The sequence below is a fragment of the Streptomyces sp. NPDC006365 genome (genome assembly GCF_042870755.1).
GTDB classification, from domain to species: domain Bacteria; phylum Actinomycetota; class Actinomycetes; order Streptomycetales; family Streptomycetaceae; genus Streptomyces; species Streptomyces xiangluensis.
Map to the genome: position 1 here is coordinate 1 of NZ_JBIAHS010000021.1, position 24,327 is coordinate 24,327.

Below are 24,327 nucleotides of genomic sequence, written 5' to 3' on the forward strand. Positions count from 1 at the left end.
GCGTCCGCCGGTAAGACGCTGGTGGAGCTGTTCGGTCTGGCCCGCGAGCTCAACATCGACGCCGAGGGCATCGACATGGGCCCGTCCCCCACGGACGCCGCCCTCGCCGCCGACCTGGCGCTGCCGATCGAGGAGCTGGAGCTCACCGTCCGCTCGTACAACTGTCTGAAGCGTGAGGGCGTCCACTCCGTGGGCGAGCTCCTGGCGCGCTCCGAGGCCGACCTTATGGACATCCGTAACTTCGGTGCGAAGTCCATCGACGAGGTCAAGGCGAAGCTGGCCGGCCTGGGCCTGGGCCTCAAGGACAGCCCGCCCGGATTCGACCCCACCGCCGTTGCCGACACCTTCGGCGCGAACAACGACACGGACGCGGGTTTCGTGGAGACCGAGCAGTACTGAACGCTGCGCCGCGCCGAGGCAGGGAACCTCCACACTGTTCCCTGCCCGCCCGGCGGTCTCGGCCGGGTCCGCGCCCGCGCATAAACCCGGGCGAAGCGGCCGGCTGCAAAGCGGCGCAGCCCCGGCGCTTCACGTATGACCCGTCGCTCGGCCAGCCGACGGTCACCGGTTTCCGGCCTTGCACGCCGGCATGGACCGGCCCGCGTACGCCGGCCATCTGCTTGAACCGGCGGAACGGCCCGGGGCTGCCGTCGCGAGGGGCCATGGACACTTACTGGTCCGAACAGCTTGGCCACGGCATGTACGCCCTTGCCGCCGTCAGCTCAGATGCACCCACTCAGCCGTGGAGGGCACGCCCTCCTCGTTGACGAGGAAGAGCATGTACCAACCCGGCGGCGCGATGTCACGATTCTCCGTCACTCGCACGTCAAGCGTCCCACCACCCTGTCGCGCGATCTTCACGTCGACGAGTCGCTGGTTACTGTCGAAGGAGTGCGTCGTGACGCCGTTCCGCACCAGCGAGGCCCATCGGATGGCATCCGCGTTCGGAGTCGCCACCGTCACCGTCTCGCCGTACTGCCACTCTTCGGGAACCGAGCCGATGGTCGGGCGCCCTCCTCGGAAGAGGTAAGGCGGGCTGAATACCTCCAGCCGCATCTCCTCGTTCTTGTCCGGCGGCTCCCAGGGCACCGATTCGCCGCCCTCTGGGTTGCCGCCCGCCGCGACAACCCGGCCGTCCGGCAGCAGCACAGCCGTCGAGTGGTACAGGCGTGGCACGGTGGAGGCCGCCATCAGGCTCCAGCTGTCCGAGGCGGGGTCATAGATCTCCGCCTCGTGTCGGGCCAGCGGCTCGTCCTCCTGCTTCAGCGAACCGCCACCGACGAAGACCGTGCGGTCCGGCAACAGCACGGCGTTCAGGTGCAGCCGTGGCAGGCCCAGCGGCGCGGCCGCCGTGTAGCGGGGCTCGTCGGCGGTGAGGTCGACCACGCTGACGGCGTCCGTCGCGTCCGTCCGGTCGGGCTTGCCGACCGGACCACCGCCGATGACCATCACCCGCTGATCCTGGGCCGGGGGAAGGATCACGCTGGCGGACTGGTTGCGCATGTCGGGCAAGAGCAGGTCCGGAACCGCGACCACCTGAACGGGGTCGTGAGCCAGGTCGAGGATGCCGGGCTCGACGTCGAGCGGGTCGTCCATCCGCCCACCGGAGAAGAAGACCCGGCCGTCGGCCATCAGAAACAGGTGGGCGTACAACGGCAGCCCGGGGAAGCCGGGCTCCAGGTCCGTCACCTGCCAGCTGTCCGTCGCAGGCGAGTAGGTTTCCAGTGTCTGATTGTGACCCGCGCCGGACTCATCGAGTCCGGTCGTGGCCAGCACGGTGCCGTCACCGAGCGTGATCAGCGTCGGATACCAGCGCCCGTGCGCCATCGGCGCTGCGAACGACCACTTCCCGCTGGTCGGGTCGAAGACCGCGACGTCCTTGCGGCCCTTGAACGGGTTGTAGGCGAGCGTGCCCCCTGCGGACAGCATCCGGCCGTCCGGGAGGAAGGCGTCGCCGCCGCAGAACATGTCGAAGGGGCGGCCGTCTGCCGTACGCAGGGTCCCCGGGTGAGTGAAGGCGTTGCCCGGCGGGTCCCAGACAACGCTGGTGAAGACTCCCTCGTCCTCGTCGCCGAAGAGCGGGCTGTCGAACCGCACCATGCTGCTGCCCGAACCGGCGAAGAACAGCACGTCGCCCTTTGGCAGCAGCGCGGCGTGCACCGCCAGGACGCCCGAGCGGAAGGGCAACAGCTCCCAGCGCCCCTCCCTCGCCGGGTCCGGTTCCAGCTCCAGCACCTGGTACAGGCCCTGGTTCTGCTGCGGCGGGGCGTCGGCCATCGACGCGATGAGCGTCAGCCGCCCGTCGAGTTCCGCGACCGCGATCCCGCCGCCCTGGTTCTGCCAGGAGAACCAGTTCGGCACGCCGCGCCACTCTCCCCACCCGCCGCCGGGCAGGCCGTCCGGGCCGAGGTCCCGGGCGATCCGGTAGAAGGCTTGGTTCTGATCGGGGGCGTCGTCGATATGGAAGACGATCAGGTCGCGGCCACCGTCTCGGTCGAGGTCGGCGACCGCGACGCCGCAGGCCGCGTTCTCCCACGAGAACCAGTCGGGGACGTCCTGCCAAGGCGTCCAGCCGCCGGTCACGGCACCGTCCGCGCCGAGTCCGTGGCCGATCCGGTACAGTCCCCGGTTCTGCTGCGGCCCATTGTCGATCATGAACACGAGCAGGTCGCGGACGCCCTGCGGGTCCGGCGGCGTCACGGCGACGGACACCCCCTGGTTCTCCCAGGAGAACCAGTCGGGGATGTCGGTCCACGGCGTCCAGCCACCAGTGACGGTCCCGTCGGCGGACAGGCCCCGGCCGATCCGGAACAGCCCGCGGTTCTGCCCCACTGCGCTGTCCACCATGGCGACGACCAGGTCCTGGCTGCCGTCGGAGTCGAGGTCTGCGAGGGTGACTCCGGCACCCTGGTTCTCGTGGGAGAACCAGTCGGGGACATCGGCCCACGGCGTCCAGGGGCCCATGACGGTCCCGTCGGCGGACAGACCCCGGCCGATCCGGAACAGCCCGCGGTTCTGCCCCGGCGGGTTGTCGACCATGAACATGAGCAGGTCCTGCCGGCCGTCACCGTCGAGGTCGGCCACCGCGACCCCGGCTCCCTGGTTCTCATGGGAGAACCAGTCGGGCACGGGCCGGAACACATTCGGCATCGCACATCCCTTTCGGATCGGATCGAGTGGAGCCGGAGTCCGTCGGTCAGATTCCTGTTGCGGAAAGCCGGATCCCCCGGCTTTCCGCACAGGCAACCGCGGACGGCGGGCGGACGCATCGGGGAAAACCCTCGAACCCGGCGTATCAGTCCCGTTCCGGTCCAGGCCAGAGGACGCGGACGGCCGATCTCGGGCGTCGGCTGCGGCGCCTGGTGCCGGGGAGCCGGAAACGGGCCGGCTCAGCCGGGTGGAGCAGGAACCAAACCGTGGGACAGCAAGGTGCGGGTGAGTTCGGTGCGGGAGCGGACACCCAGTTTGCGATGGACGCGGGTCAGGCGGGCCGGGTCAGGTGGGCCTCGACCGAGCGATCCACGTCGATCGCTGACGCCGGGACACCGCGGTGGGAGCCGATCCCTTTCGGCGCTCGGCTCACCAGTGAAGTGGGCAGCTCAAGCCAGTCGAACCCCCCGCTGCGAGGGGCACCTGCACGTGGGCCCGCGAGGCTGGCGGAACGCGAAGCCATTCAGTCAGAGTCCGTATGGCTGGGGCCAGTTGGACTTGACAGGTGCTTCACGAGTTCGGCGGGCGGGACCGCGCGGTCTGGAGCACCTGCCCCGCAGCGGCATCCACAGGACATCCGGCTTGCTGGTGGCCAGGCGAGCGCACAGCCTGGCGATTCCGTCGGTGAAGGCTCTCGACTGCACAGGGCGGCCAGAGGCCGGCACAGTCCCCAAGTCGTGGAGTGAGTTGCGATCCTGCACCCTGTCGCCCGTGCGATCAGTCTCGGACACGCCTGCGAAGCCATACGGGGGGCCGCCGCACAAGATGAGCTTGTGGTGGTCGGCCGCAGGTACCGGCGCCTACTTGAGCAACGCGGGATCCTCGTCCAGCCGTTGCTTCCCAAGCCCGTCCGGCGCCCGCCCGTTCGGAGCGACGCCGGGTCGGCAGCCAGAGAGCGACGCAGGGTTCACACACTCCCCTCGAGCAGTCTCTTCAGCGTCTGCTCGTCCCTCGGCATCTCCTTGCGCACCTGCGGACGGACGACGAGCGGAACGAGCACCTTGCCGATCCCATGCGCCTCGAAGTCGAGGGACATTGTCAGGCGCGACCGTTCGCCGTCGCCGAGCGGCTCGATCGTTCCTTTCACGTGCCCTCGGACGGGACCGTCGATGCCGTCGATCCGCCAGCTTCTCGGCGGATCAAGCTCGGTCACCTCCGAGGTCATCGGGATGTCCCGGCGACCGATCCGCCGGGTCACCACGACTCTCGAACCCACGGCCAGAGGAGCGTCTCCCACGGGGCGTACCGACACGGCGCTCTCCTGCCACTCGGGGAGGTGCGAGGGATCGGTCACATAGGAGAAGACTTCTTCGGGGCGACAAGAGATGTCGACGCTTTCTTTGATCGCAGACATTTCAATCCCCTTTTATCCAGTTATGCACATGATCCCACGGTGCCGGTGACGCACCAACTCCACCAAGTCCACCAACCGGACGGGGCCCACACGGCAATCAGTGGCGCGGGCGCAGGCCGTTTCCGGCGGCCGGCAGCGGTGGCGTCATGCGCCGGGGGCGCGGTACTCCACCTTCTGACGGACCGCCTCGTCGATCTCGCCGGACGACAGCAGGACGACAGCAGGACGACCGTGCTCGTACGCACGCCGCCGGCCGCCGACGCCACCAGCCCCCGGTCACCTTCCTGAGCCGCGCGAATCGGCGAATTCGTGGTGCCTCACAGGCTCAGTTCTCGTGCTTCACGTCGGCCGGGTGGCTGAACCGTGCGCGGGCGGTGCGCCAGGCGTGCTCGGTCAGCAGCACGGTGGAGGCGGTGGCGAGGCAGATCGCCCACTGAGCCGGGCTGAGGGAGACGGTGTCGAAAACCCGCTGGGCCACGGGCACCTGTACGGCGACGACCTGGAGGGCCAGGACGGCGGCCAGGCAGCTCCACAGCGCGCGGTTGTGCAGCTGGTGGCGGCCGAGGACCGGGCCGTCCTCATTGCGCACGGCCAGCGCGTTGCAGAGCTGGAAGAGGACGAACGTGGTGAAGGCCATGGTGGCAGCGGTCGCGGTGTCGGTGAGCTGGCGGGCGCCGGTGAAGACGGCGAGGGTGCCGGTGGCCATGACCGCGCCGGAGCGACTGATGGCGGCCAGGCGGCGTGCGTTGAGGATGCGTTCGCCGGGTGGGCGGGGCGGACGCTGCATCACGTTGTCCCGCGGGGGGTCGATGGCCAGGGCCATGGCGGGCGGTCCGTCCATGATGATGTTGACCCACAGCAGCTGGATCGCGGACATGGGGGCGGGCAGTCCGGCCAGCACGGTGGCGATCAGGGTGAGGATGGCGCCGATGTTGGTGGACAGTTGGAAGCGGACGAAGGTGATGATGTTGTCGTAGATGGAGCGGCCTTCGCGGACCGCTCGGACGATGGTGGAGAAGTCGTCGTCGGTCAGGACCATGTCGGCGGCTTCTTTGGCCACGTCGGTGCCGGTGACGCCCATCGCGACGCCGATGTGGGCGGCGCGCAGGGCGGCGGCGTCGTTGACGCCGTCTCCGGTCATGGCCACGATGTGGCCGCGCTCGGAGAGGGCGCGGACGATGGTCACTTTGTGTTCGGGCGCGACGCGGGCGAAGACGCCGATGTCGTCGATGCGGTCCGCGAGGTCCTGGTCGCTCATCCGGGCCAGTTCGGGGCCGGAGACGACGTCTCCGGTGATGCCGGTTTCGCGGGCGATGGCGGCAGCGGTGTCGGCATGGTCCCCGGTGATCATCTTGACGGTGACGCCGGCGGCCTGAGCGAGGGTGACCGCGTCGCGGGCCTGGGGCCGGGGCGGGTCGGCGATCCCGGCGACGGCGGTCAAGGTCAGCCCTGTCACCTCCTGCGGGTGCGGCTCGTCGGTGGTGGCGGTGGCGGCGCCGAGGACGCGCAGGCCCTGGCTGCCCATCCGCCCGGCGACATCGGTGACTTCCCGGAGGCGCTCGGCGTCCAGGGGCGCGGGTCCGTGTTCGGTCAGGACATGGGTGCAGCGGTCCAGCAGGACGTCGACGGCTCCCTTGGCGTGGACGCTGACGCGGCCGTCGGCGTCAGCGTGGAAGGTGGCCATGTACTTGGCGGCCGGGTCGAAGGGCACCTCACCCGTACGCGTCATGTGCGTGCGCAGTTCGGCGTCGAGACCGGCTTTGTCGGCGAGCACGATCAGGGCGGCCTCGGTGGGGTCTCCGATGACGCCGTCCGGAGTGAGGCGGGCGTCGTTGCACAGCGCGAACGGGAGCACCGCTTCGTGCAAGTCGACGCCGCTCTCCCCGTTTGCGGGGAGCACAGTGCCGGTGGTGTCGTAGCCTTCGCCGGTCACGTCGTAGCCGCGTCCTGCGGCCCACAGGGCGCGGGCCGTCATCTCGTTCAGGGTCAGGGTGCCGGTCTTGTCGCTGCACACCACGGTCGCGGAGCCGAGCGCCTCGACGGAGGCCAGGCGCTTGACGATGGCACCGCGCCGGGCCATACGGTAGACGCCCAGGGCCAGGGTGAGCGCGAGAACGGCGGGCAGCCCTTCGGGGATCGCGGCGACCGCCAGGGCCACCGCCCGCAGGGCGAGATCGGCGAGTTCCTCGCCGCGCAGGAGAGCCACGAGCGCGTAGGCGGCCACGGTGACGCCGCTGACCAGGGCCAGGCGTCGGCCCAGGTTGTCCATCTGGACCTGCAGCGGGCTGGACGGTTCCGCGCCGGTGCGCAGCGCCTCGGCGATCACGCCGACCTCGGTGCGCATCCCGGTCGCTGTGACGATCATCTCGGCGCGGCCGCGGGTCAGCGCGGTGTTCATGAAGAGCATGCCGGCGCGCTCGGCGACGGGCACGGGCTCGTCGCCGTCGGCCGCGGTGGGCGCGGTCGTCTTGGCGACAGGCTGGGACTCGCCGGTCAGCGCCGCCTCGGCTGCCTCGACCGACTCGGCGACGGCCAGGCGCCCATCGGCCGGGACACGGTCGCCTGCTTCCAGGAGGACGACATCGCCGGGCACCAGGGTGCCGGCCGGGATCACCCTCACCTGACCGTCGCGGCGCACGCGCGCGGTGGGGACCAGCATCTGGCGTAGAGCTTCCAGGCTGCGTTCGGCACGGCGTTCCTGCAGGTAGCCGATGGTGGCGTTGATGAGCAGGACGACGGCGATGACGAGGGCGTCCTTGATCTCGCCGATGATTCCGGCGATGACGGCGGCGGCGAGCAGGATGCCGATCAGCCAGCTGCGGAACTGGTCCAGCAGGCGCAGCCACTGCGGCCGACGTGCCGGTTCGGCCAGTTCGTTGGCTCCCCAGGCGGCGGCCCGCCGCTCGGCGTCCGCCGTGGCCAGGCCCATGGCCGGGACCACGGCGAGCAAGTCCGCCACTTCGGCGGCGTCGCGTCGGTAGGCGTCCGGCTGCGGAGGCGTCTGTACCGGCAGGGTGTGGTTCCCGGCCGTGACCTGCTGAGGCACGGTCACTCCTTGCCGCGGACGACGGTGACGGGGCAGTGGGCATGGTGCAGCAGGGCCTGGCTTACGGAGCCGAGCAGCAGGCCGGTGAAGCCGCCGCGTCCCCGGGCGCCGGCCACCACCAGCTGGGCCCCCCGACTCGCGTCGATCAGGGCCGGACGGATCCGGGAACGCACCAGGCGCCGCTCCACCTCGACCTGGGGAAAGACCTTCTGCCAGGCCGTGACCGTCTCGTCCAGCAGGTGCTGCTCGGCCTCACGGAGCTGGTCGGTGTCCGCCACCATGGCGTTCAGGGGGTCACCGGGACCTTCATAGGCGCGCTCGCTCCAGGTGTTCCACACGTGCAGGGCCACCAGCGGCGCCCCGCGCAGGGCCGCCTCGGCGAACGCGAACTCCACCGCCACCTCACCGGCATCGGAGCCGTCCACGGCCAGCACCACCGCACCGTCCGGATCGGGACGGCCGCGCACCACCATCAGCGGGCACCGGCCGTGAGCGGCCAGATGCACCGCCGTCGAGCCCAGCAGCAGCCCTGAAAAGCCGCTCAGGCCCCGGCTGCCGACCACGGCCAGCGATGCCGACCGCGACTCGATCTCCAGTACCTGGAGTGCCTCCCCGGCCACCACCGACCGGGTGATCCCCACACCCGGCGCGGCTGTGTACGCCCGTTCCTCGGCGCGGGCCAGTACGCCCTGGGCCATCGGCTCCAGACCGTGGTCGGCCGGGCTCCACGGCAGCCCGCCGGCCGGCCGGTGTCCGGGCACAATGCCGAACGCGTGCACGATCCGCAGCGAGGAGCCACGCAGGTGCGCCTCACGGGCCGCGACGTCGACCGCCTCAAGACTGGAGGCAGAGCCGTCCACCCCTACGATCACCGGATCAGTCACTGGGTTCTCCCGTCCCGCAACGCCGCCGACACGCGGCCCTTCGGCTCCCAGCCTCGGCTCAGCCACCCGTTGCGCCTAGGGGCCATCAGGCCGCCCCAAGGGCCACTCGGCCCTGCCGAGCACCCCCGCGCGGTCAGGACACTGGCCGCAACCGAGCGGGTCGTCCACCCGCGGTACGGAACTTGAGTACCCCGCGGCGCCTGCCGAAGACCTGGACACGGCGGGCCGGGATCACGGGTTCGCGCGGGAGATCCGATTCATGACTGGCGGGGAGATCCACATGGACGTCAACGAGGTGCTGCTGCCCGGTGTGGGACTGCGGTACGAGTTCGTCAACCACGAGGGCGACCGGATCGGAGTCATCGCCCAGCGCTCGGGCGACTTCGAGCTGGTGGTGTATCCCGGTGACGACCCGGACGAGGCCCAGCCGGTCGTCCGGCTCACCAGTCAGGAGGCCGACACCCTCGCCGAGATCCTCGGCGCCCCGCGCATCGCGGAGCGGTTCGCCGACCTGACCCGCGAGGTGCCCGGCCTGAGCGCCGGTCAGGTCACCGTGGGTCCGGGCAGCCCGTTCGTCGGACGTGTCCTGGGCGACACCCGGGCCCGGACCCGCACCGGCGCCTCGATCGTGGCCGTCGTCCGCGGCGAGGACGTGATCGCCTCACCCGGGCCGGGACAGAACCTGCGGGCCGGTGACGTCCTGGTCGTGATCGGCACCCACGAGGGCATCGACGGCGTCCAGCGCATCATCCAGGGCTGACCGGTGCACACACCCATCGCCCTGTTGCTGGAGCTGGGCATCATCCTGACCGCGCTGAGCCTGCTCGGCACGATCGCGCGGCGCTTCGCCCTCTCGCCCGTGCCGCTGTACCTGGTGGCCGGACTGGCCCTGGGCGACGGCGGCCTGGCCCCCGTTCCGGCCGCCCGTGACTTCGTCGACACCGGCGCCTCGATCGGTGTGATCCTCCTGCTGCTCGTCCTCGGCCTGGACTTCACTGTCCGCGAGTTCACCGCCAGCGTCCGCCGCCACCGCACCTCCGCAGCCGTCGATCTCGCCCTCAACGCCGCCCCCGGCGCCGTGGCCGGCTGGCTGCTCGGCCTGGACGCGGGCGGCATCCTCGCGCTCGCCGGCGCCACCTACGTCTCCTCCACCGGCATCATCGCCCGCCTGCTCGGCGACCTGCGCCGCCTGGGCAACCGGGAGACCCCGGCGGTGTTGTCCGTGCTGGTGGTCGAGGACTTCGTGATGGCCGCCTACCTGCCTCTGCTCGCCGTCGTCGCCTCCGGAGGCACCTGGTGGCAGGCGCTGCTCGCCGTCGCGGCGGCCATGACGGCCGTCACCGCGGCCATAGCCGCGTCCTGGCGCTGGGGCCACCATGTCGGCCGGATCCTGGCCCATCCCGATCCCGAGCAGGTACTGCTCCGGGTCCTCGGCATCACCCTGATCGTCGCCGCGCTGGCCGAGATCATCCACGTCTCCGCCGCCGTCGGCGCCTTCCTCATCGGACTCACGCTGACCGGAGCCGCCGCCGACCGGGCCAGAACGGTGCTCAGCCCGCTGCGCGACCTGTTCGCCGCGGTGTTCTTCCTGGCCCTCGGCCTGTCCGTCGATCCGGGCGATCTGCTGCCCATGCTGCCCGCCGCCGCGGCGCTGGCCGTGATCACGGCCGCCACCAAGCTGGCCACCGGCTGGTACGCCGCCCGCCGCGACGGCGCGGGCCGCCGCGGCCGACTGCGGGCCGGAACCGCGCTCATCGCCCGCGGCGAGTTCTCCGTCGTCATCATCGGCCTGGCCGCCCCCACGCAGGGACGCCTCGCGGCACTGGTCGCCACCTACGTGATGCTCCTCGCGGTCTGCGGCCCCATTGTCACCCGCCTCGCACCCACCCGGCCGACGGCCTTCCGCCCGCCCGCACGGCGGAACAGGGCGACGAGCCTCGCACCGGACACGGTCAGTGCTGCGCGCCCGCTGCCCGCACCACCGCGACCGGGCAATGGGCGTGATGCAGCACGGCCTGACTGACCGAACCGAGCAACAGCCCGGCGAAACCGCCGCGCCCCCGGGCACCGACCACAACCAGCTGCGCGGACCGGCTCGCATCGACCAACGCCTCCCGCGTCCCGCCATGCACCACCCTGTGCTCCACCACCACATCCGGGTACCGCTCCCGGTAGCCGGCGAGCGCCTCGGACACCAAGCACTCCTCCTCCCCGGCGAGAGCGCCCGGCGGGTTCGCGTACGGAGCGGACGCGTCCTGAGGCGCGGGCATCGGCGCGTTCCACGTGGTCCAGGCGTGCAGCGCCACCAGCGGCGCCTTCCGCAGCTCGGCCTCGGCGAAGGCGAAGTCCACCGCCCGCTCGCCCGCGGCCGAGCCGTCGACGCCCAGCACGACCGGGCCCTCCGCACTCGGCTGCCCACGCACGACCAGCACCGGACACCGGCCGTGCGCCGCCAGATGCACCGCCGTCGACCCGATCAGCAGCCCGACGAACGCGCCCATGCCCCGGGATCCCACCACCACCAGCTCAGCCACACGTGACTGTGCCTCCAGGACAGTCAGGGGTTCACCGGTCACCACCGCGTGGCTGACATCGATCTCCGGCGCCGTCGCCCGGGCACGCTCGACTGCCTCGGCCACCAGACGGTCGGCCATCTTCTGGAGCCCGCCCTCGGGCGGCCCCAGCGGCGACGGGCCCAAGGCCACATGCATGGCCGGCCAGACGAACGCGTGCACCACCCGAAGCCCCGCTCCACGCGCCTGCGCCTCCCGTGCCGCCGCCTCCACGGCGGCGAGACCCGACGCCGACCCGTCCACGCCCACGACCACCAGACCACTCATCATGCCTCCTACGTCCAGACCCTTTGGCTCTCTCCTCCCAGCCCACCCCGGACACACCCTCGTTGTCATGGGGCCCAGTGGCCACGGTCAGGGCCAAACGGTCCGGTGAGGGTTGTCCGGCCCGTCGGCCGCTGGACATCACGGGCCGGACGTACATGGCTGGTCCGAACGGCCACGCTCACGGACTGGCGTGGTTCGCGGCCGGTTGACGACATGAGTTAACAGCGATAAGTTATCGCCACTAACAAGGACAGGAGTGCCCTGTGCTCACACTTGAAGCCGAAGACGTCTACGCGCTCGCTCCGTATGCCAAGACGCTCGGAGTCGTGTTCGAGGAGATCACGGAAGTCAGCGTTCAAGCCAGGCTGGCGCACGATCTCTCCCTTTCCACGGTGGGCGGTGGCCTCCACGGAGGGGCATTGATGGGGCTCGCCGATGTGTGTGCTGCCGTTTGCGCCGCCCTCAACGGTCCAGCCGGCGCCGCACCAGCCACCCTGGAGTCGAGCACGCATTTTCTTCGGCCCGCACACACGAGCGTCGTTGCGACAGCTCGTCCTTTGCGCCTGGGGCGCAACACTGTCGTCGAGGTCAACGTTCATGATGACAAAGGCGAACTATGCGCCCGGGTAACCCAAGTGGTCACTACCATCAAACCGAAGGCATCTTGATGCTTGGTCACGCACCGCCAAAACATCACGGTGAGGCGCCCTCCCCTCGGGGCCGCTCGGAAATTTTCGGCATCTGCGTATTGCCGCCCTCTCACGAAGGCTCATATCTGTGACCGGTTCCCGAGTTCGCGCCGCCAAGGGCCAGGGCGGTCTGCTCCGAAACCAGCTTCTCGACATCGCCGACCAACTGCTGGAAGACGGTGGCGCCGACGCTCTTACGATTCGTGCAGTAGCAACACGTGCGGGAGTCAGCCCGCCAGCCGTCTACCTCCACTTCGCCTCGAAGAGGGAACTCGTCCATGCGACGTGCCTGCGTGTGTGGAGCTCACTGTTCATCGAGTTGGAAGCAGTGTCCCGGGAAATCTCGGATCCTGTGACGGCGCTCTATGAAACCTGCGTCGCCTACATCACATTTGGACTTCGTTATCCTTCCCAGTACCGACTGGTGATGGCCGGTGAGGCCACCGAAGCCAGCCGCCAGAACGAAGATGCATGCTTCCGCTATTTCCGGGACAAGGTCGCAGCCTGTCTTGATGCCGGGGTACCTGTTACGAGTAAGACCGAAACCGCCAGAGTTTTGTGTGCCAGCGTGCACGGGGCGGTTTCTCTTCTGATTCACCAAGAGCGTGATGTATGGCCTCCAGACAGCGATCGCTATGTCAGACGGGCGGCGTCCTCAGCCGTCCACGGCGCTCTTCTCACTGCATCCCATACGTTCAGGCCCTCGATGGCCGGCGTGATGCAGTCGGGCTGAACCAGGGGGTCAAAGCCGCGCCACTGGGATCACTGGCCGGTGAGGAGGCGACGGAAAGGGCCGGGGAACAGGGCGCAGAAGAAGCCGAAGTTCCGGCTTGAGCACGGTGAACCCCGTTGCGGCACCGGATCCGCTGAACAGGCCTCCGGGTGTACTGCGCACACTCGGTCCCGGCCCTGGTGGGCGACGGCGAGAACGGCGGCCCGACGCTGCGCGTCGCCGGATCCAGCGCCGATCCAGCCAGCGTACGGAGAACGACGGGCGACGATAAGTGACGAAGCGTCAGATTATCCAGCACCGATCCAGCCGCGGGCACGCCAACGGGGCCGACCCGGAATCAAGCCGACCCCCATCTGACCTGCATGTTTGCTAAATCACGGCATCCATGCCAGCGCGGCCACTAAACGTTGAAGCGGAACTCCACCACATCCCCATCCCGCATCACATACTCCTTGCCCTCCATACGCGCCTTCCCCTTGGCGCGCGCCTCGGCGACCGAGCCCATCTCCACCAGGTCCTCGAAGGAGATGATCTCCGCCTTGATGAAGCCCTTCTGGAAGTCGGTGTGGATGACGCCGGCGGCCTCGGGGGCTGTGGCGCCCTTCTTGATGGTCCAGGCGCGGGATTCCTTGGGGCCGGCCGTGAGGTAGGTCTGGAGGCCGAGGGTGTTGAAACCGACTCGGGCGAGTGTGGCGAGGCCGGGTTCTTCGGCGCCGACGGACTGGAGGAGTTCCAGGGCGTCCTCCTCGTCGAGTTCCGCGAGGTCCGCCTCCAGCTTGGCGTTGAGGAAGATCGCCTCGCCGGGGGCGACCAGGGCGCGCTGCTCGGCCTTGAAGGTCTCGTCGGTCAGTTCGTCCTCGTCGACATTGAAGACGTACAGGAACGGCTTGGTGGTCAGCAGGTGCAGGTCGTGGAGCAGGGCTTCCTGGTCCGAGTCCTGCTTGATGCCCGCCGCGAACAGAGTCTGACCGGCGTCCAGGATCTCCTTGGCCGCCTCGACCGCGGCCACCTTCGGCGCGACGTCCTTCTTGATCCGCGACTCCTTCTGCAGGCGCGGCAGGACCTTCTCGATTGTCTGCAGGTCCGCGAGGATCAGCTCGGTGTTGATCGTCTCGATGTCGTCTTTCGGCGAGATCTTGCCGTCGACGTGTACGACGTCCTCGTCCCTGAAGGCACGGATGACCTGGCAGATCGCGTCGGACTCACGGATGTTCGCCAGGAACTTGTTGCCCAGTCCCTCGCCCTCGCTCGCGCCGCGCACGATGCCCGCGATGTCGACGAAGTCGACGGTGGCGGGGAGGATCTTCTGCGAACCGAAGATCTCGGCCAGTTTCGTCAGCCGGGCGTCGGGGACACCGACCACGCCGACGTTCGGCTCGATCGTGGCGAACGGGTAGTTGGCCGCCAGTACGTCGTTCTTGGTCAGGGCGTTGAACAGGGTCGACTTGCCGACATTCGGCAGACCGACGATTCCGATCGTGAGCGACACGTTGCGACTTCCCGTAACTGAGGTTGGAGGAGACCCGGGCGGACCGATCCACCAGTCTACGGCGTGCGGATCCCCGGACCGGCGACGTATCGAACGCATGGCCAATGTCGATCAAAGCGCGTGTCCCGGCAGCCATTCCACACATAAACCGACCTAAGTTGGACCAGTGGACCAACACAGGACGCGTCCCCCTCAATCCAGGCCCCAGCCGCGGCCTCCGTCGCGACCGCGAAGCGGCCCACCCGTTCCCTTGCAGGCCGCGCGCGGCCTGCAAGGGAACGGGGCCCGTACGCCCCAGCAGGGCCGGCCCGGCGTTCCCCGGAGCCCGCTGCCCGTGTCCCCGCTGGTACTGGCCGTACGCAGGATGCCGAACCCTCGGCTCACCGGACTCGGCAGCGGTCTGTTCTGCGTCGCGACGATGTTCGCGCTCGCCCTTCTCGACCGGCTGCTGTTCGGATCGTCCCTCGTCGTCTACGGGGTGTTGTTCCTGCCGGTCTGCGCGCTCACCGCGATCTGGGTGCGCCGGGCCGACCTGGTCACCGCGCCGGTCGCCGTGCCCATCGCGTTCACCTTCGGGCTGCTGCCCATCGCCGGCAGCGAAGGAGGGTTCTGGGACGGGTTGATGGGGCTGTTCACCGCCCTGGCGATGCACGCGGGCTGGCTGTACGGCGGCACACTGATCGCCGGTCTCATCGTGACCGTCCGCAAGGTTCGCCTCATGAGCCGGCGGGCGGCACAGCGCCGGGCGGCAGCCCAGTCCCCTCGGCCTCCGGCCCAGAAAAGGCGCCCGGCCCAGGCCAGGGCGCAGGCTCAGCCGAGACGCCGCACGGTCTGAGAAGCCATCCGCCCCGGAGTCTGAGGCTCGACGGCCCGTCTCCTACGACAGCACGGCCGGCCCGCCGCCTCGTACGAGCCACTCCGGAATCGTCCGAGACGGGCCTCCACCGTCGTAGGAGACGCAGGGGCTCCCGGCCGCTACCCCGCCTTCGCCGCCCGCATGGCCGCCCCCACGATCCCCGCGTTGTTCTGCAGCTGCGCCGGAACGATCTCCGCCTTGATGCCCTCGATCAGCGGCAGGAACTTGTGCGACTTGCGGCTGACGCCGCCCCCGATGACGAAGAGCTCGGGTGAGAAGAGCATTTCCACATGGGCGAGATACTTCTGGACGCGCCGGGCCCAATGGTCCCAGGTCAGCTCATGGTCGTCCTTGGCCTTGGTGGAGGCGTGCTTCTCGGCGTCGTGGCCGTGCAGTTCGAGGTGGCCCAGCTCCGTGTTCGGCACGAGGACGCCGTCGATGAAGAGCGCGCTGCCTATGCCCGTACCGAAGGTGAGGACGATGACCGTGCCCTGACGGTCACGGCCCGCGCCGAACCGCATCTCGGCCACACCCGCCGCGTCCGCGTCGTTCAGGATCGTCACCGGGAGTCCGCCGAGCCGCTCGCTGAGCAGCACGCGCGCGTCGACGTCCACCCAGCCCTTGTCCACATTGGCAGCCGTACGGATGGTGGCGCCGCCGGTGACCACACCCGGGAACGTGACCCCGACCGGGCCCGTCCAGCCGAAGTGGCCGACGACCTCCTTCACACCGTCGGCCACCGCGTCGGGAGTCGAGGGCTGCGGGGTGAGCACCTTGTGGCGCTCGGCCGCGAGGTCGCCCCGGTCCAGGTCCACGGGAGCGCCCTTGATCCCTGATCCACCGATGTCCACGCCGAAGATCTGCATGGGCCCACGTTACGACGTACGACGGACAGTCACTTCTCGGCCTTACCTTCCGGCTACTTTTCGGCCGTGCGCTCCTCCACCAGTGCCGCCGCCTCCGCGCGCAGATCGCGGCGCAGCTCCTTGGGGAGCGAGAAGGTGATGGACTCGTCGGCGGCCTTGACGATCTCGACGTTTTCGAAGCCGCGCGTGGAGAGGTACTCCAGGACCTGCTCGACCAGCACCTCCGGCACGGAGGCACCCGACGTCACACCGACCGTCGTGACGCCCTCCAGCCAGGCCTCGTCGATCTCGTCCGCGAAGTCCACGAGGTACGCCTCGCGCGCGCCCGCGAGCTTGGCGACCTCCACGAGCCGCTTGGAGTTGGAGGAGTTGCGCGAGCCGACCACGATGACCAGGTCGGCCTCGGCGCCCATCTGCTTCACGGCGAGCTGACGGTTCTGCGTGGCGTAGCAGATGTCGTCGCTGGGCGGAGCGATGAGCTGCGGGAACTTCTCCTTGAGGGCGTCGACCGTCTCCATGGTCTCGTCCACGGACAGGGTGGTCTGGGAGAGCCAGACGACCTTGGACGGGTCGCGGACCTCGACGTTCTCCACATCCCCGGGGCCGTCGACGAGCGTGATGTGCTCGGGCGCCTCCCCGGACGTACCGATGACCTCCTCGTGGCCCTCGTGGCCGATCAGGAGGATGTCGAAGTCCTCCTGGGCGAACCGGACGGCTTCCTTGTGGACCTTGGTGACCAGCGGGCAGGTCGCGTCGATGGTGGCGAGCTTGCCCTGGGCGGCCTCTTCGTGGACGACGGGCGCGACGCCGTGCGCCGAGAACATGACGATCGCCCCCTCGGGGACCTCCGCCGTCTGCTCGACGAAAATCGCACCCTTCTTTTCCAGGGTCTGCACGACGTACTTGTTGTGGACGATCTCGTGGCGGACATAGATCGGGGCCCCGTACTGCTCCAGGGCCTTCTCGACGGCGATCACGGCGCGGTCCACACCCGCGCAGTAGCCCCGGGGGGCGGCAAGCAGGACACGGCGGCCAGTCGAAGCAGTCATGCCAACCATCGTAAGGGCGCGCCCGGCGGGCCGAAGATCGCCGCTGTGGACAGATGGCGCGGCGCACCGAAGGTCGTCGTCCCGGCCCGCGTACGACCCGGCCCATTGCCAGAGCGTGGACGCGTACCCCCATGGACCCGTGGCCGCCCACGGCGGGAAGGGGACGGGGCGTGGGTGTCCCCGCAGCGGCCGGCGCGCCAGCACGAGCAACCTCTACCAGCCGACCGCTCGCGAACCGGCCCGAGGACGGACACCGCCGTCCGCGGCCCCGACCCCCGACGAACCCGCAGGCGCCCCGCTCGACCGCCGGAGGCACCCCGCATTGTCGGACCCGGCCGTTACTCTCGAGCGCATGGCTGTGAACACGTCCGCGGACGCCCCGCTGCCCGTCGGTGAGGTGTCGCGGCTCATCGGGGGGTGGATCGACCGGCTCGGTGCCGTATGGGTCGAGGGGCAGATCACCCAGTTGTCGCGGCGGCCGGGCGCGGGCGTGGTCTTCATGACCTTGCGCGATCCGTCGTACGACATTTCCGTGAGCGTCACCTGCTATCGGCAGGTGTTCGACGCGGTGGCCGACGTGGTGAGCGAGGGCGCGCGCGTGGTGGTCCACGCGAAGCCGGAGTGGTACGCGCCCAGGGGCCAGCTCTCCCTCCGGGCCGCCGAGATAAAGCCGGTGGGTGTGGGCGAACTGCTCGCCCGCCTGGAGCAGTTGAAGAAGGCCCTGGCGAGCGAGGGCCTGTTCGCGCCCGAGCGCAAGAAGGCGCTGCCCTTCCTCCCGCAGCTCATCGGCCTCGTCTGCGGGCGGGCCTCCGCCGCCGAGCGGGACGTGCTGGAGAACGCACGGCACCGCTGGCCCGCCGTCCGCTTCGAGGTGCGCAACGTCGCCGTGCAGGGCGTGCACGCGGTGCCCCAGGTCATCCAGGCCGTGAAGGAGCTGGACGCGCTCGACGACGTGGACGTGATCATCGTGGCGCGCGGCGGCGGCAGCGTGGAGGACCTGCTCCCGTTCTCGGACGAGCAGCTCGTACGGGCCGTCGTGTCCTGCCGTACGCCCGTGGTCTCGGCTATCGGGCACGAGCCGGACAACCCGCTGCTCGACTATGCGGCCGACCTGCGCGCGTCCACGCCCACCGACGCGGCCAAGAAGGTCGTGCCGGACGTCGGCGAGGAGTACGAGCGGGTGCGGTTCCTTCAGGACCGGGCCCGGCGCAGCGTCCTGTCCTTCATCGAGCGGGAGGAGCGCGGGCTTGCGCACGCGCTGGCCCGGCCCTCGATAGAGGACCCGCACCGAATGATCGACGAGCGCGAGGACCAGGTTTCCGCACTGCTCGACCGCGCCCGGCGCTGCCTCGGGCACCTCCTCGACCGTGCCGATTCGGAGCTGTCGCACACGCACGCGCGCGTGGTGGGCCTCTCCCCCGCCGCGACCCTCCGGCGCGGCTATGCGGTCCTGCAGAAGGCCGACGGCCACGTGGTCCGCGCCCCGGACGAGGTGACGGCCGAGGAGCGGCTGCGGGCGCGGGTGGCCGAGGGTGAGTTCACGGTGATCCGGGCCGACTGAACAGCGCCGCCTGAACAGCATGGGCCCGCCCACGGTCCGGCCGGGGGTCCGGCCTGCGGCGGAGCCGCTGTAGGGTGCCGCGTTTCCCCAGGAAGCACAGCACAGTTCGAGTGGATGCATAAGGTGGGCGCATGACCAGCAAAGTGGACGAGGCGCTCGGGTACGAGCAGGCGCGGGACGAGCTGATCGAGGTCGTACGCCGCCTGGAGGCGGGCGGCACGACGCTCGAGGAGTCCCTGGCACTCTGGGAGCGCGGCGAGGAACTCGCCAAGGTGTGCCGCCACTGGCTGGACGGGGCGCGCAAGCGGCTGGACGCGGCGCTGGCCGAAGAGGAGGCGGAGTCGTCGGCCGCCGATGCGGCCGAGGAATCGGGCGACGACTCCGAGTAACCCCCGGGAGATGTTTCGCGCAACCCCTCAGGACATCTTCAGCGCCTCGGCCAGCTTCGTCAGCTGCCCGAACGACGCCGTGCCCGTCACCACGGTCGTGGAGCCCTTCTCCCGCAGGACGAGCGCGTCGTACTTCTGGCCCTCGTACCGCGTCCAGGTCCGCTCGCCGATGCGCTGGGTGACGTCCGTCTCCTCGGCGCCCTGGCCGGCCTCCTCGATGAACGTCGAGGGCTTCTGAGTGGACTGCTCGACCGCCACGTACTCACCGTCGGGATCGTGGAAGCCGAGGTGCCAGGCGTCGAAGTTGTCGCCCTCGAACCGCACCGACGTCGCCTTCCACTCCTTGGACAGGCCCTCGGGGGCCGCCACGGGATAGGTGGCCGCGCGGCGTGCCGTGAGGAGCTCCACGCGATAGTCCACCCGCTTGAGCGGAGGCTCGGACTCGTCATGGGGAATGAAGACGTAGATGACTCCCGCGACGATTCCGATCAGGCCCAGGGAGAGCACCATGTCCCGGACCGACTGCTTGCCTTTCATACCTGCCACGCCCTTCATCGTCGCAGGTGTACTGGTCTGCTCATCCGTGGGGGCCCCTGCTCATTTTGTCGGACTGAGGATAGAGTCAGCCACACCCTCATCCGGCCGTCGTCGTATCAGAAAGGTGCGCTCCGATGACCGAGCATCACTTGCCTTCCGAACTCGAGGTCCCGTCCGAGGCCCCCGACCGCAACCTCGCCCTGGAACTCGTCCGGGTCACCGAAGCCGCCGCGATGGCCGCTGGCCGCTGGGTCGGCCGCGGTGACAAGAACGGCGCCGACGGAGCCGCCGTACGCGCCATGCGCACCCTCGTCTCCACCGTCTCGATGAACGGCGTCGTCGTCATCGGGGAGGGCGAGAAGGACGAGGCCCCGATGCTGTTCAACGGGGAGCGCGTCGGTGACGGGACCGGCCCCGAGTGCGATATCGCCGTCGACCCGATCGACGGCACCACGCTGACCGCGAAGGGCATGACGAACGCGATCGCCGTGCTGGCCGCCGCCGACCGCGGCACCATGTTCGACCCGTCCGCCGTCTTCTACATGGACAAGCTGGTCACCGGCCCCGAGGCCGCCGACTTCGTCGACATCAACTCCCCGGTGTCCGTGAACATCCGCCGGGTCGCCAAGGCCAAGCGGTCCACGCCCGAAGACGTCACCGTCGTCATCCTCGACCGGCCACGGCACGACGGCATCATCAAGGAGATCCGGGAGACCGGCGCACGCATCAAGCTGATCTCCGACGGCGATGTCGCGGGCTCGATCCTCGCCCTGCGCGAGGGCACCGGCATCGATCTGCTGCTGGGCATCGGCGGAACGCCGGAGGGCATCATCTCGGCGTGTGCGGTCAAGTGCCTGGGCGGCACCATCCAGGGAAAGCTCTGGCCCAAGGACGACGAAGAGAGGCAGCGGGCCGTCGACGCGGGCCACGATCTCGACCGCGTCCTGTTCACCGACGACCTGGTCTCAGGCGAGAACGTCTTCTTCGTCGCGACCGGCATCACCGACGGCGAGCTGCTGCGCGGCGTGCGCTACCGCGCCGAGACGGCGACGACCGACTCGATCGTCATGCGCTCCAAGTCTGGCACCGTCCGCCAGATCAGCTCCGAGCACCGGCTGAGCAAGCTGCGCGCTTACAGCACGATCGACTTCGACCGGGCGAAGTAGAAGTCTTACGTACGTGAAGGTCGTACGTACGTCAATGGGGCGCCCCCTTGTGCGGAGGGGCGCCCCATTGTCGTGCCGGACTATCCAGCCGCCGCTATCTGCCCCGCCGTGGAGCGAGTCGCCTTCTTGAGTTCGAGGTCGCGGCGGCGGCGTCGGGCCAGGACCACGCGGCGCTCGGCGGCGGTGAGGCCGCCCCATACTCCGTACGGCTCGGGTTGCAGCAGTGCGTGTTCGCGGCACTGGACCATCACCGGGCAGCGTGCGCAGACCCGCTTCGCCGCGTCCTCGCGGGACAACCGGGCCGCCGTGGGCTCTTTTGAGGGTGCGAAGAACAGCCCGGCCTCGTCGCGGCGGCACACGGCCTCCGTATGCCACGGGGCGTCCTGGTCCCTCTCTCGCACCGGAACCCCCTGGGGCGGAACGGCAGCGACCTGCAGGGACTGATGCGGCGGATGCAGCACGGTCTACTCCTGACGACGGCTTCGGGAGCGAGCGACGATGCGACAAGGCCTACCCGCTGTGCGCGCGCCTATGCACTGAGTTCCGAAGCACGGGAGTTCTTCGCAGGTCCGAGCGGTTATGAGCGGATCAGATCGCTCCGCTTACCGCCGAAGTGCCGCCGGGTTGCCCTCGAATTCGCGACCGTCAATGACCCAGGTGTTTGCGCAACTTGTCGTTCACCCGGTCGCCGAGCCGGTCCAGAAGGTCCTCAACCACCTTGCCGCGCTTGGGTTTTGCCTCAATGCTTCCCAATAGGGCAAGTCCGTCCACATAAACCACGGGTGCGTCAGGCTCGCCCGAATCCAGCGTGCGCACCTCGAAACTGCCGAGAACACCGCCGCCGTTACCCCGCAGCGAGACGTTCTCCGGAACGCGAATCTCCACACTGCCGAAGACCGAGACGGCCTTGATGACGACCTGCCGGTGTTCGAAGATCGCCTCACTGAGGTCTATCTCGATGCTGCCGAAAATGGCGTACGCATGCGTGCGGCGGCCCATTCGCCAACGGCCCCTGCGGGTCGCGGAGCTGAGCACCGCCACCACGTTCTCGTCGGCGACCGGGGGCACCTCGCCCGGAGTGGGGAGGTTGGGCGGCGGCTGGTAGGCGCGCGTCGCCCCCGTCCGGTGCTCACCGGGGAGGTCGCGGACGAGCGGTTCGAGTTCGCCGACGGTCTTGGCGCGGAAGACCTCCTCGACCCGCTCGGCGTGCTCCTCCGCGGTGAGACGCCCCTCGCCGAGGGCGTCGCGCAGTATGTCGGCGGTGCGGTCACGGTCGGCGTCGGAGGCGCGCAAGTCGGTCGGTGCCGGGGGCTGCCGCTCGGGCGTTCCCGCGTCGCCTGCGGGGCTCTTTTGAAGGTCCACGACAGCAGCGTACCCAAACGCGATAGATCGCGACTACCCCTTGAGGCGGCCTGTGGAAAACCGCCTGGAAAACCACCGAAGGTCGGTCCGGCACTCCAACTGAGCCTTACCTCACAAGCCCCGCCCTTCGACCGCGTCCTACGCTGGTGGGCGCTGCCAACGGAGGCCAGCCGCTGCCTTTGACTAGTGAGGAATGGGCGACATGTCGCATGCTTCCCCCCCAGCCCGCCCTGCGTTCGTCCACACCGATCTGCTCCCCCAGGGGGAGGACACCACCCCGTACCGGCTGGTGACCTCGGAAGGTGTCTCCACCTTCGAGGCCGACGGGCGCACATTCCTCAAGGTCGAGCCTCAGGCGCTGCGCAAGCTCGCCGAAGAGGCGATCCATGACATTCAGCACTACCTGCGTCCGGCGCACCTCGCACAGCTGCGCCGCATCATCGACGACCCGGAGGCGTCGTCGAACGACAAGTTCGTGGCGCTGGACCTCCTGAAGAACGCGAACATCGCCGCCGCGGGCGTTCTGCCCATGTGCCAGGACACCGGTACGGCGATCGTGATGGGCAAGCGCGGACAGAACGTCCTCACCGAAGGTGAGGACGAGAAGGCGCTGTCCCGAGGCATCTACGACGCGTACACCAAGCTGAACCTGCGCTACTCGCAGATGGCCCCGCTCACCATGTGGGAGGAGAAGAACACCGGCTCCAACCTCCCCGCCCAGATCGAGCTGTACGCGACGGACGGCGGCGCCTACAAGTTCCTGTTCATGGCGAAGGGCGGCGGAAGCGCCAACAAGTCGTTCCTCTACCAGGAGACGAAGGCCGTCCTGAACGAGGCCTCCATGATGAAGTTCCTGGAGGAGAAGATCCGTTCGCTGGGTACGGCCGCTTGTCCCCCGTACCACCTCGCCATAGTCGTCGGCGGAACGAGCGCCGAGTACGCCCTGAAGACCGCGAAGTACGCCTCCGCGCACTACCTGGACGAGATCCCGGCGGAGGGCTCGCCGCTCGGCCATGGCTTCCGGGACAAGGAGCTGGAGCAGAAGGTCTTCGAGCTGACGCAGCGGATCGGGATCGGGGCGCAGTTCGGTGGCAAGTACTTCTGCCATGACGTACGCGTGGTCCGCCTCCCTCGGCACGGTGCGTCCTGTCCGGTGGCGATCGCCGTCTCCTGTTCGGCCGACCGTCAGGCCACCGCGAAGATCACGGCGGAGGGCGTCTTCCTGGAGCAGCTGGAGACGGACCCGGCGCGCTTCCTGCCTGAGACGACGGACGAGCACCTCTCCGAAGAGGGCAACGTCGTCAAGATCGACCTCAATCGGCCGATGGACGAGATCCTCGCGGAACTCACCAAGTACCCGGTGAAGACCCGGCTCTCGCTCACCGGTCCGCTCGTCGTGGCGCGCGACATCGCGCACGCCAAGATCAAGGAGCGGCTGGACGCGGGTGAGGAGATGCCGCAGTACCTGAAGGATCACCCCGTGTACTACGCGGGCCCGGCGAAGACCCCGGAGGGGTACGCGTCCGGATCGTTCGGTCCGACGACCGCCGGCCGGATGGACTCCTATGTGGAGCAGTTCCAGGCGGCGGGCGGGTCCAAGGTGATGCTGGCGAAGGGGAACCGTTCGCAGCAGGTCACCGATGCGTGCGGGGCCCACGGCGGCTTCTACCTCGGCTCGATCGGCGGGCCTGCGGCCCGGCTCGCCCAGGACTGCATCAAGAAGGTCGAGGTCGTCGAGTACGAGGAGCTCGGCATGGAGGCGGTCTGGAAGATCGAGGTCGAGGACTTCCCGGCGTTCATCGTGGTCGACGACAAGGGCAACGACTTCTTCAAGGATCCGGCGCCCGCACCGACGTTCACGACGATCCCGGTGCGGGGGCCGGGGCTGGGCTAGGCCTTTCTCGCCCCCGCCGCCCCTACCCGTCCCATCCCGGGGCCAGGCCCCGGACCCCGCCAGGGGCTGCGCCCCTGCACCCCGCTGGGGCTGCGCCCCCGGACCCCCATCGGCCTGAACGGCCTCGTCCTCAAGCGCCGGACGGGCTGGTTGGTGCGGGGCTGGGCTGCACGGGTCCGCCTGGGCGGTGGAATCCCAGCGGCGGAATTCAGCCTCGGCCCGGGCAAAACAGCCTCTTGGGGGCACCTCCCAGCGGTAGCTGGGGGAGAGACTGAGGAGCGGGGTCCGGGGGCTGCCCCCCGAAACGGGGTCCAGGGCGGAGCCCCGAACGGGGCCAGGGGGCGCAGCCCCGAGGGACTCCGGGTGCAGCCCTGAAACGGAGTCTGGGGCGCAGCCCCGAGT

At 69.4% G+C, this 24,327-nt stretch carries 21 protein-coding genes; 10 read left to right on the forward strand and 11 right to left on the reverse strand.

What is annotated here, in order from left to right; translation table 11 throughout:
- Window positions 1-399 (forward strand): DNA-directed RNA polymerase subunit alpha C-terminal domain-containing protein (locus ACFYO0_RS38185; RefSeq protein WP_388685644.1); only part of this gene is annotated, 399 nt, incomplete at its 5' end.
- Window positions 400-717: 318 nt separating this feature from the next.
- On the opposite strand, the gene ACFYO0_RS38190 is transcribed toward ACFYO0_RS38185, so the two are convergent.
- The 4 genes from ACFYO0_RS38190 to ACFYO0_RS38205 all read right to left on the reverse strand — a co-directional run bounded on the left by ACFYO0_RS38190 (window position 718) and on the right by ACFYO0_RS38205 (window position 8,494).
- Window positions 718-3,150 (reverse strand): galactose oxidase-like domain-containing protein, encoded by a 2,433-nt coding sequence (locus ACFYO0_RS38190; protein ID WP_388685647.1) that lies wholly within the window; start codon window positions 3,148-3,150, stop codon window positions 718-720.
- Between the two features lie 967 nt (window positions 3,151-4,117).
- On the reverse strand, window positions 4,118-4,564 hold the full coding sequence (locus ACFYO0_RS38195) for an SRPBCC family protein (protein ID WP_388685650.1): 447 nt from the start codon (window positions 4,562-4,564) through the stop codon (window positions 4,118-4,120).
- A 325-nt stretch (window positions 4,565-4,889) separates the two neighbouring features.
- Window positions 4,890-7,610, reverse strand: coding sequence for a cation-translocating P-type ATPase (locus ACFYO0_RS38200; RefSeq protein WP_388685652.1), 2,721 nt, complete (start codon window positions 7,608-7,610; stop codon window positions 4,890-4,892).
- 2 nt (window positions 7,611-7,612) lie between these two features.
- Window positions 7,613-8,494 (reverse strand): universal stress protein, encoded by an 882-nt coding sequence (locus ACFYO0_RS38205; RefSeq protein ID WP_388685653.1) that lies wholly within the window; start codon window positions 8,492-8,494, stop codon window positions 7,613-7,615.
- A gap of 259 nt (window positions 8,495-8,753) precedes the next feature.
- On the opposite strand from ACFYO0_RS38205, the gene ACFYO0_RS38210 reads away from it, so the two are divergent.
- Both ACFYO0_RS38210 and ACFYO0_RS38215 read left to right on the forward strand, forming a co-directional pair.
- Window positions 8,754-9,254 carry a cation:proton antiporter regulatory subunit gene (locus tag ACFYO0_RS38210; RefSeq protein ID WP_388685656.1) on the forward strand — a complete coding sequence of 167 codons (501 nt, stop codon included), beginning with the start codon at window positions 8,754-8,756 and terminating at the stop codon, window positions 9,252-9,254.
- A gap of 3 nt (window positions 9,255-9,257) precedes the next feature.
- Window positions 9,258-10,517, forward strand: coding sequence for a cation:proton antiporter (locus tag ACFYO0_RS38215; RefSeq protein ID WP_388685658.1), 1,260 nt, complete (start codon window positions 9,258-9,260; stop codon window positions 10,515-10,517).
- Here the strand turns inward: ACFYO0_RS38215 and ACFYO0_RS38220 are convergent.
- Entirely contained in the window at window positions 10,447-11,334 is an 888-nt protein-coding gene (locus ACFYO0_RS38220) for a universal stress protein (RefSeq protein WP_388685981.1), read from the reverse strand. The two genes, ACFYO0_RS38215 and ACFYO0_RS38220, sit on opposite strands and share 71 nt — an antisense overlap.
- A 263-nt stretch (window positions 11,335-11,597) precedes the next feature.
- On the opposite strand from ACFYO0_RS38220, the gene ACFYO0_RS38225 reads away from it, so the two are divergent.
- Both ACFYO0_RS38225 and ACFYO0_RS38230 read left to right on the forward strand, forming a co-directional pair.
- Window positions 11,598-12,002 (forward strand): PaaI family thioesterase, encoded by a 405-nt coding sequence (locus ACFYO0_RS38225; protein WP_388685660.1) that lies wholly within the window; start codon window positions 11,598-11,600, stop codon window positions 12,000-12,002.
- A 109-nt stretch (window positions 12,003-12,111) separates the two neighbouring features.
- Window positions 12,112-12,756, forward strand: coding sequence for a TetR/AcrR family transcriptional regulator (locus ACFYO0_RS38230; RefSeq protein ID WP_388685663.1), 645 nt, complete (start codon window positions 12,112-12,114; stop codon window positions 12,754-12,756).
- Window positions 12,757-13,156: 400 nt separating this feature from the next.
- On the opposite strand, the gene ychF is transcribed toward ACFYO0_RS38230, so the two are convergent.
- Window positions 13,157-14,245 carry a redox-regulated ATPase YchF gene (ychF, locus tag ACFYO0_RS38235; RefSeq protein WP_386342358.1) on the reverse strand — a complete coding sequence of 363 codons (1,089 nt, stop codon included), beginning with the start codon at window positions 14,243-14,245 and terminating at the stop codon, window positions 13,157-13,159.
- Between the two features lie 334 nt (window positions 14,246-14,579).
- On the opposite strand from ychF, the gene ACFYO0_RS38240 reads away from it, so the two are divergent.
- Complete coding sequence (locus tag ACFYO0_RS38240; protein WP_388685667.1) at window positions 14,580-15,080, forward strand: DUF6542 domain-containing protein; 501 nt, start codon at window positions 14,580-14,582, stop codon at window positions 15,078-15,080.
- A gap of 140 nt (window positions 15,081-15,220) precedes the next feature.
- On the opposite strand, the gene ppgK is transcribed toward ACFYO0_RS38240, so the two are convergent.
- Together ppgK and ACFYO0_RS38250 are read right to left on the reverse strand one after the other, a co-directional pair.
- Window positions 15,221-15,967 carry a polyphosphate--glucose phosphotransferase gene (gene ppgK / locus ACFYO0_RS38245; protein WP_388685670.1) on the reverse strand — a complete coding sequence of 249 codons (747 nt, stop codon included), beginning with the start codon at window positions 15,965-15,967 and terminating at the stop codon, window positions 15,221-15,223.
- Between the two features lie 53 nt (window positions 15,968-16,020).
- The gene (locus tag ACFYO0_RS38250; protein WP_388685672.1) at window positions 16,021-17,025 is read right to left on the reverse strand and encodes a 4-hydroxy-3-methylbut-2-enyl diphosphate reductase; all 1,005 of its coding nucleotides are present in this window, start codon (window positions 17,023-17,025) and stop codon (window positions 16,021-16,023) included.
- Window positions 17,026-17,368: 343 nt separating this feature from the next.
- On the opposite strand from ACFYO0_RS38250, the gene xseA reads away from it, so the two are divergent.
- Together xseA and ACFYO0_RS38260 are read left to right on the forward strand one after the other, a co-directional pair.
- The gene (gene xseA, locus ACFYO0_RS38255) at window positions 17,369-18,577 is read left to right on the forward strand and encodes an exodeoxyribonuclease VII large subunit (RefSeq protein ID WP_388685675.1); all 1,209 of its coding nucleotides are present in this window, start codon (window positions 17,369-17,371) and stop codon (window positions 18,575-18,577) included.
- A gap of 131 nt (window positions 18,578-18,708) precedes the next feature.
- Window positions 18,709-18,966, forward strand: coding sequence for an exodeoxyribonuclease VII small subunit (locus tag ACFYO0_RS38260; protein ID WP_388685676.1), 258 nt, complete (start codon window positions 18,709-18,711; stop codon window positions 18,964-18,966).
- Window positions 18,967-18,993: 27 nt separating this feature from the next.
- Here ACFYO0_RS38260 and ACFYO0_RS38265 read toward each other — a convergent pair whose 3' ends face one another.
- Window positions 18,994-19,512: a DUF4245 domain-containing protein gene (locus ACFYO0_RS38265; RefSeq protein ID WP_388685679.1), complete on the reverse strand. Its 519-nt coding sequence runs from the start codon at window positions 19,510-19,512 to the stop codon at window positions 18,994-18,996.
- A gap of 125 nt (window positions 19,513-19,637) precedes the next feature.
- Between ACFYO0_RS38265 and glpX the strand changes: the two genes are divergently transcribed.
- Window positions 19,638-20,669: a class II fructose-bisphosphatase gene (glpX, locus tag ACFYO0_RS38270; protein WP_388685682.1), complete on the forward strand. Its 1,032-nt coding sequence runs from the start codon at window positions 19,638-19,640 to the stop codon at window positions 20,667-20,669.
- Between the two features lie 80 nt (window positions 20,670-20,749).
- Here the strand turns inward: glpX and ACFYO0_RS38275 are convergent, their stop codons facing one another.
- Both ACFYO0_RS38275 and ACFYO0_RS38280 read right to left on the reverse strand, forming a co-directional pair.
- Window positions 20,750-21,130 (reverse strand): WhiB family transcriptional regulator, encoded by a 381-nt coding sequence (locus ACFYO0_RS38275; RefSeq protein WP_388685685.1) that lies wholly within the window; start codon window positions 21,128-21,130, stop codon window positions 20,750-20,752.
- A gap of 184 nt (window positions 21,131-21,314) precedes the next feature.
- On the reverse strand, window positions 21,315-22,031 hold the full coding sequence (locus tag ACFYO0_RS38280; protein ID WP_388685687.1) for a DUF1707 domain-containing protein: 717 nt from the start codon (window positions 22,029-22,031) through the stop codon (window positions 21,315-21,317).
- A 202-nt stretch (window positions 22,032-22,233) separates the two neighbouring features.
- Between ACFYO0_RS38280 and ACFYO0_RS38285 the strand changes: the two genes are divergently transcribed.
- A complete protein-coding gene (locus ACFYO0_RS38285; protein WP_388685689.1) occupies window positions 22,234-23,925 on the forward strand; it encodes a fumarate hydratase in 1,692 nt (563 codons plus the stop codon).
- The last annotated feature ends 402 nt before the right edge of the window (window positions 23,926-24,327 follow it).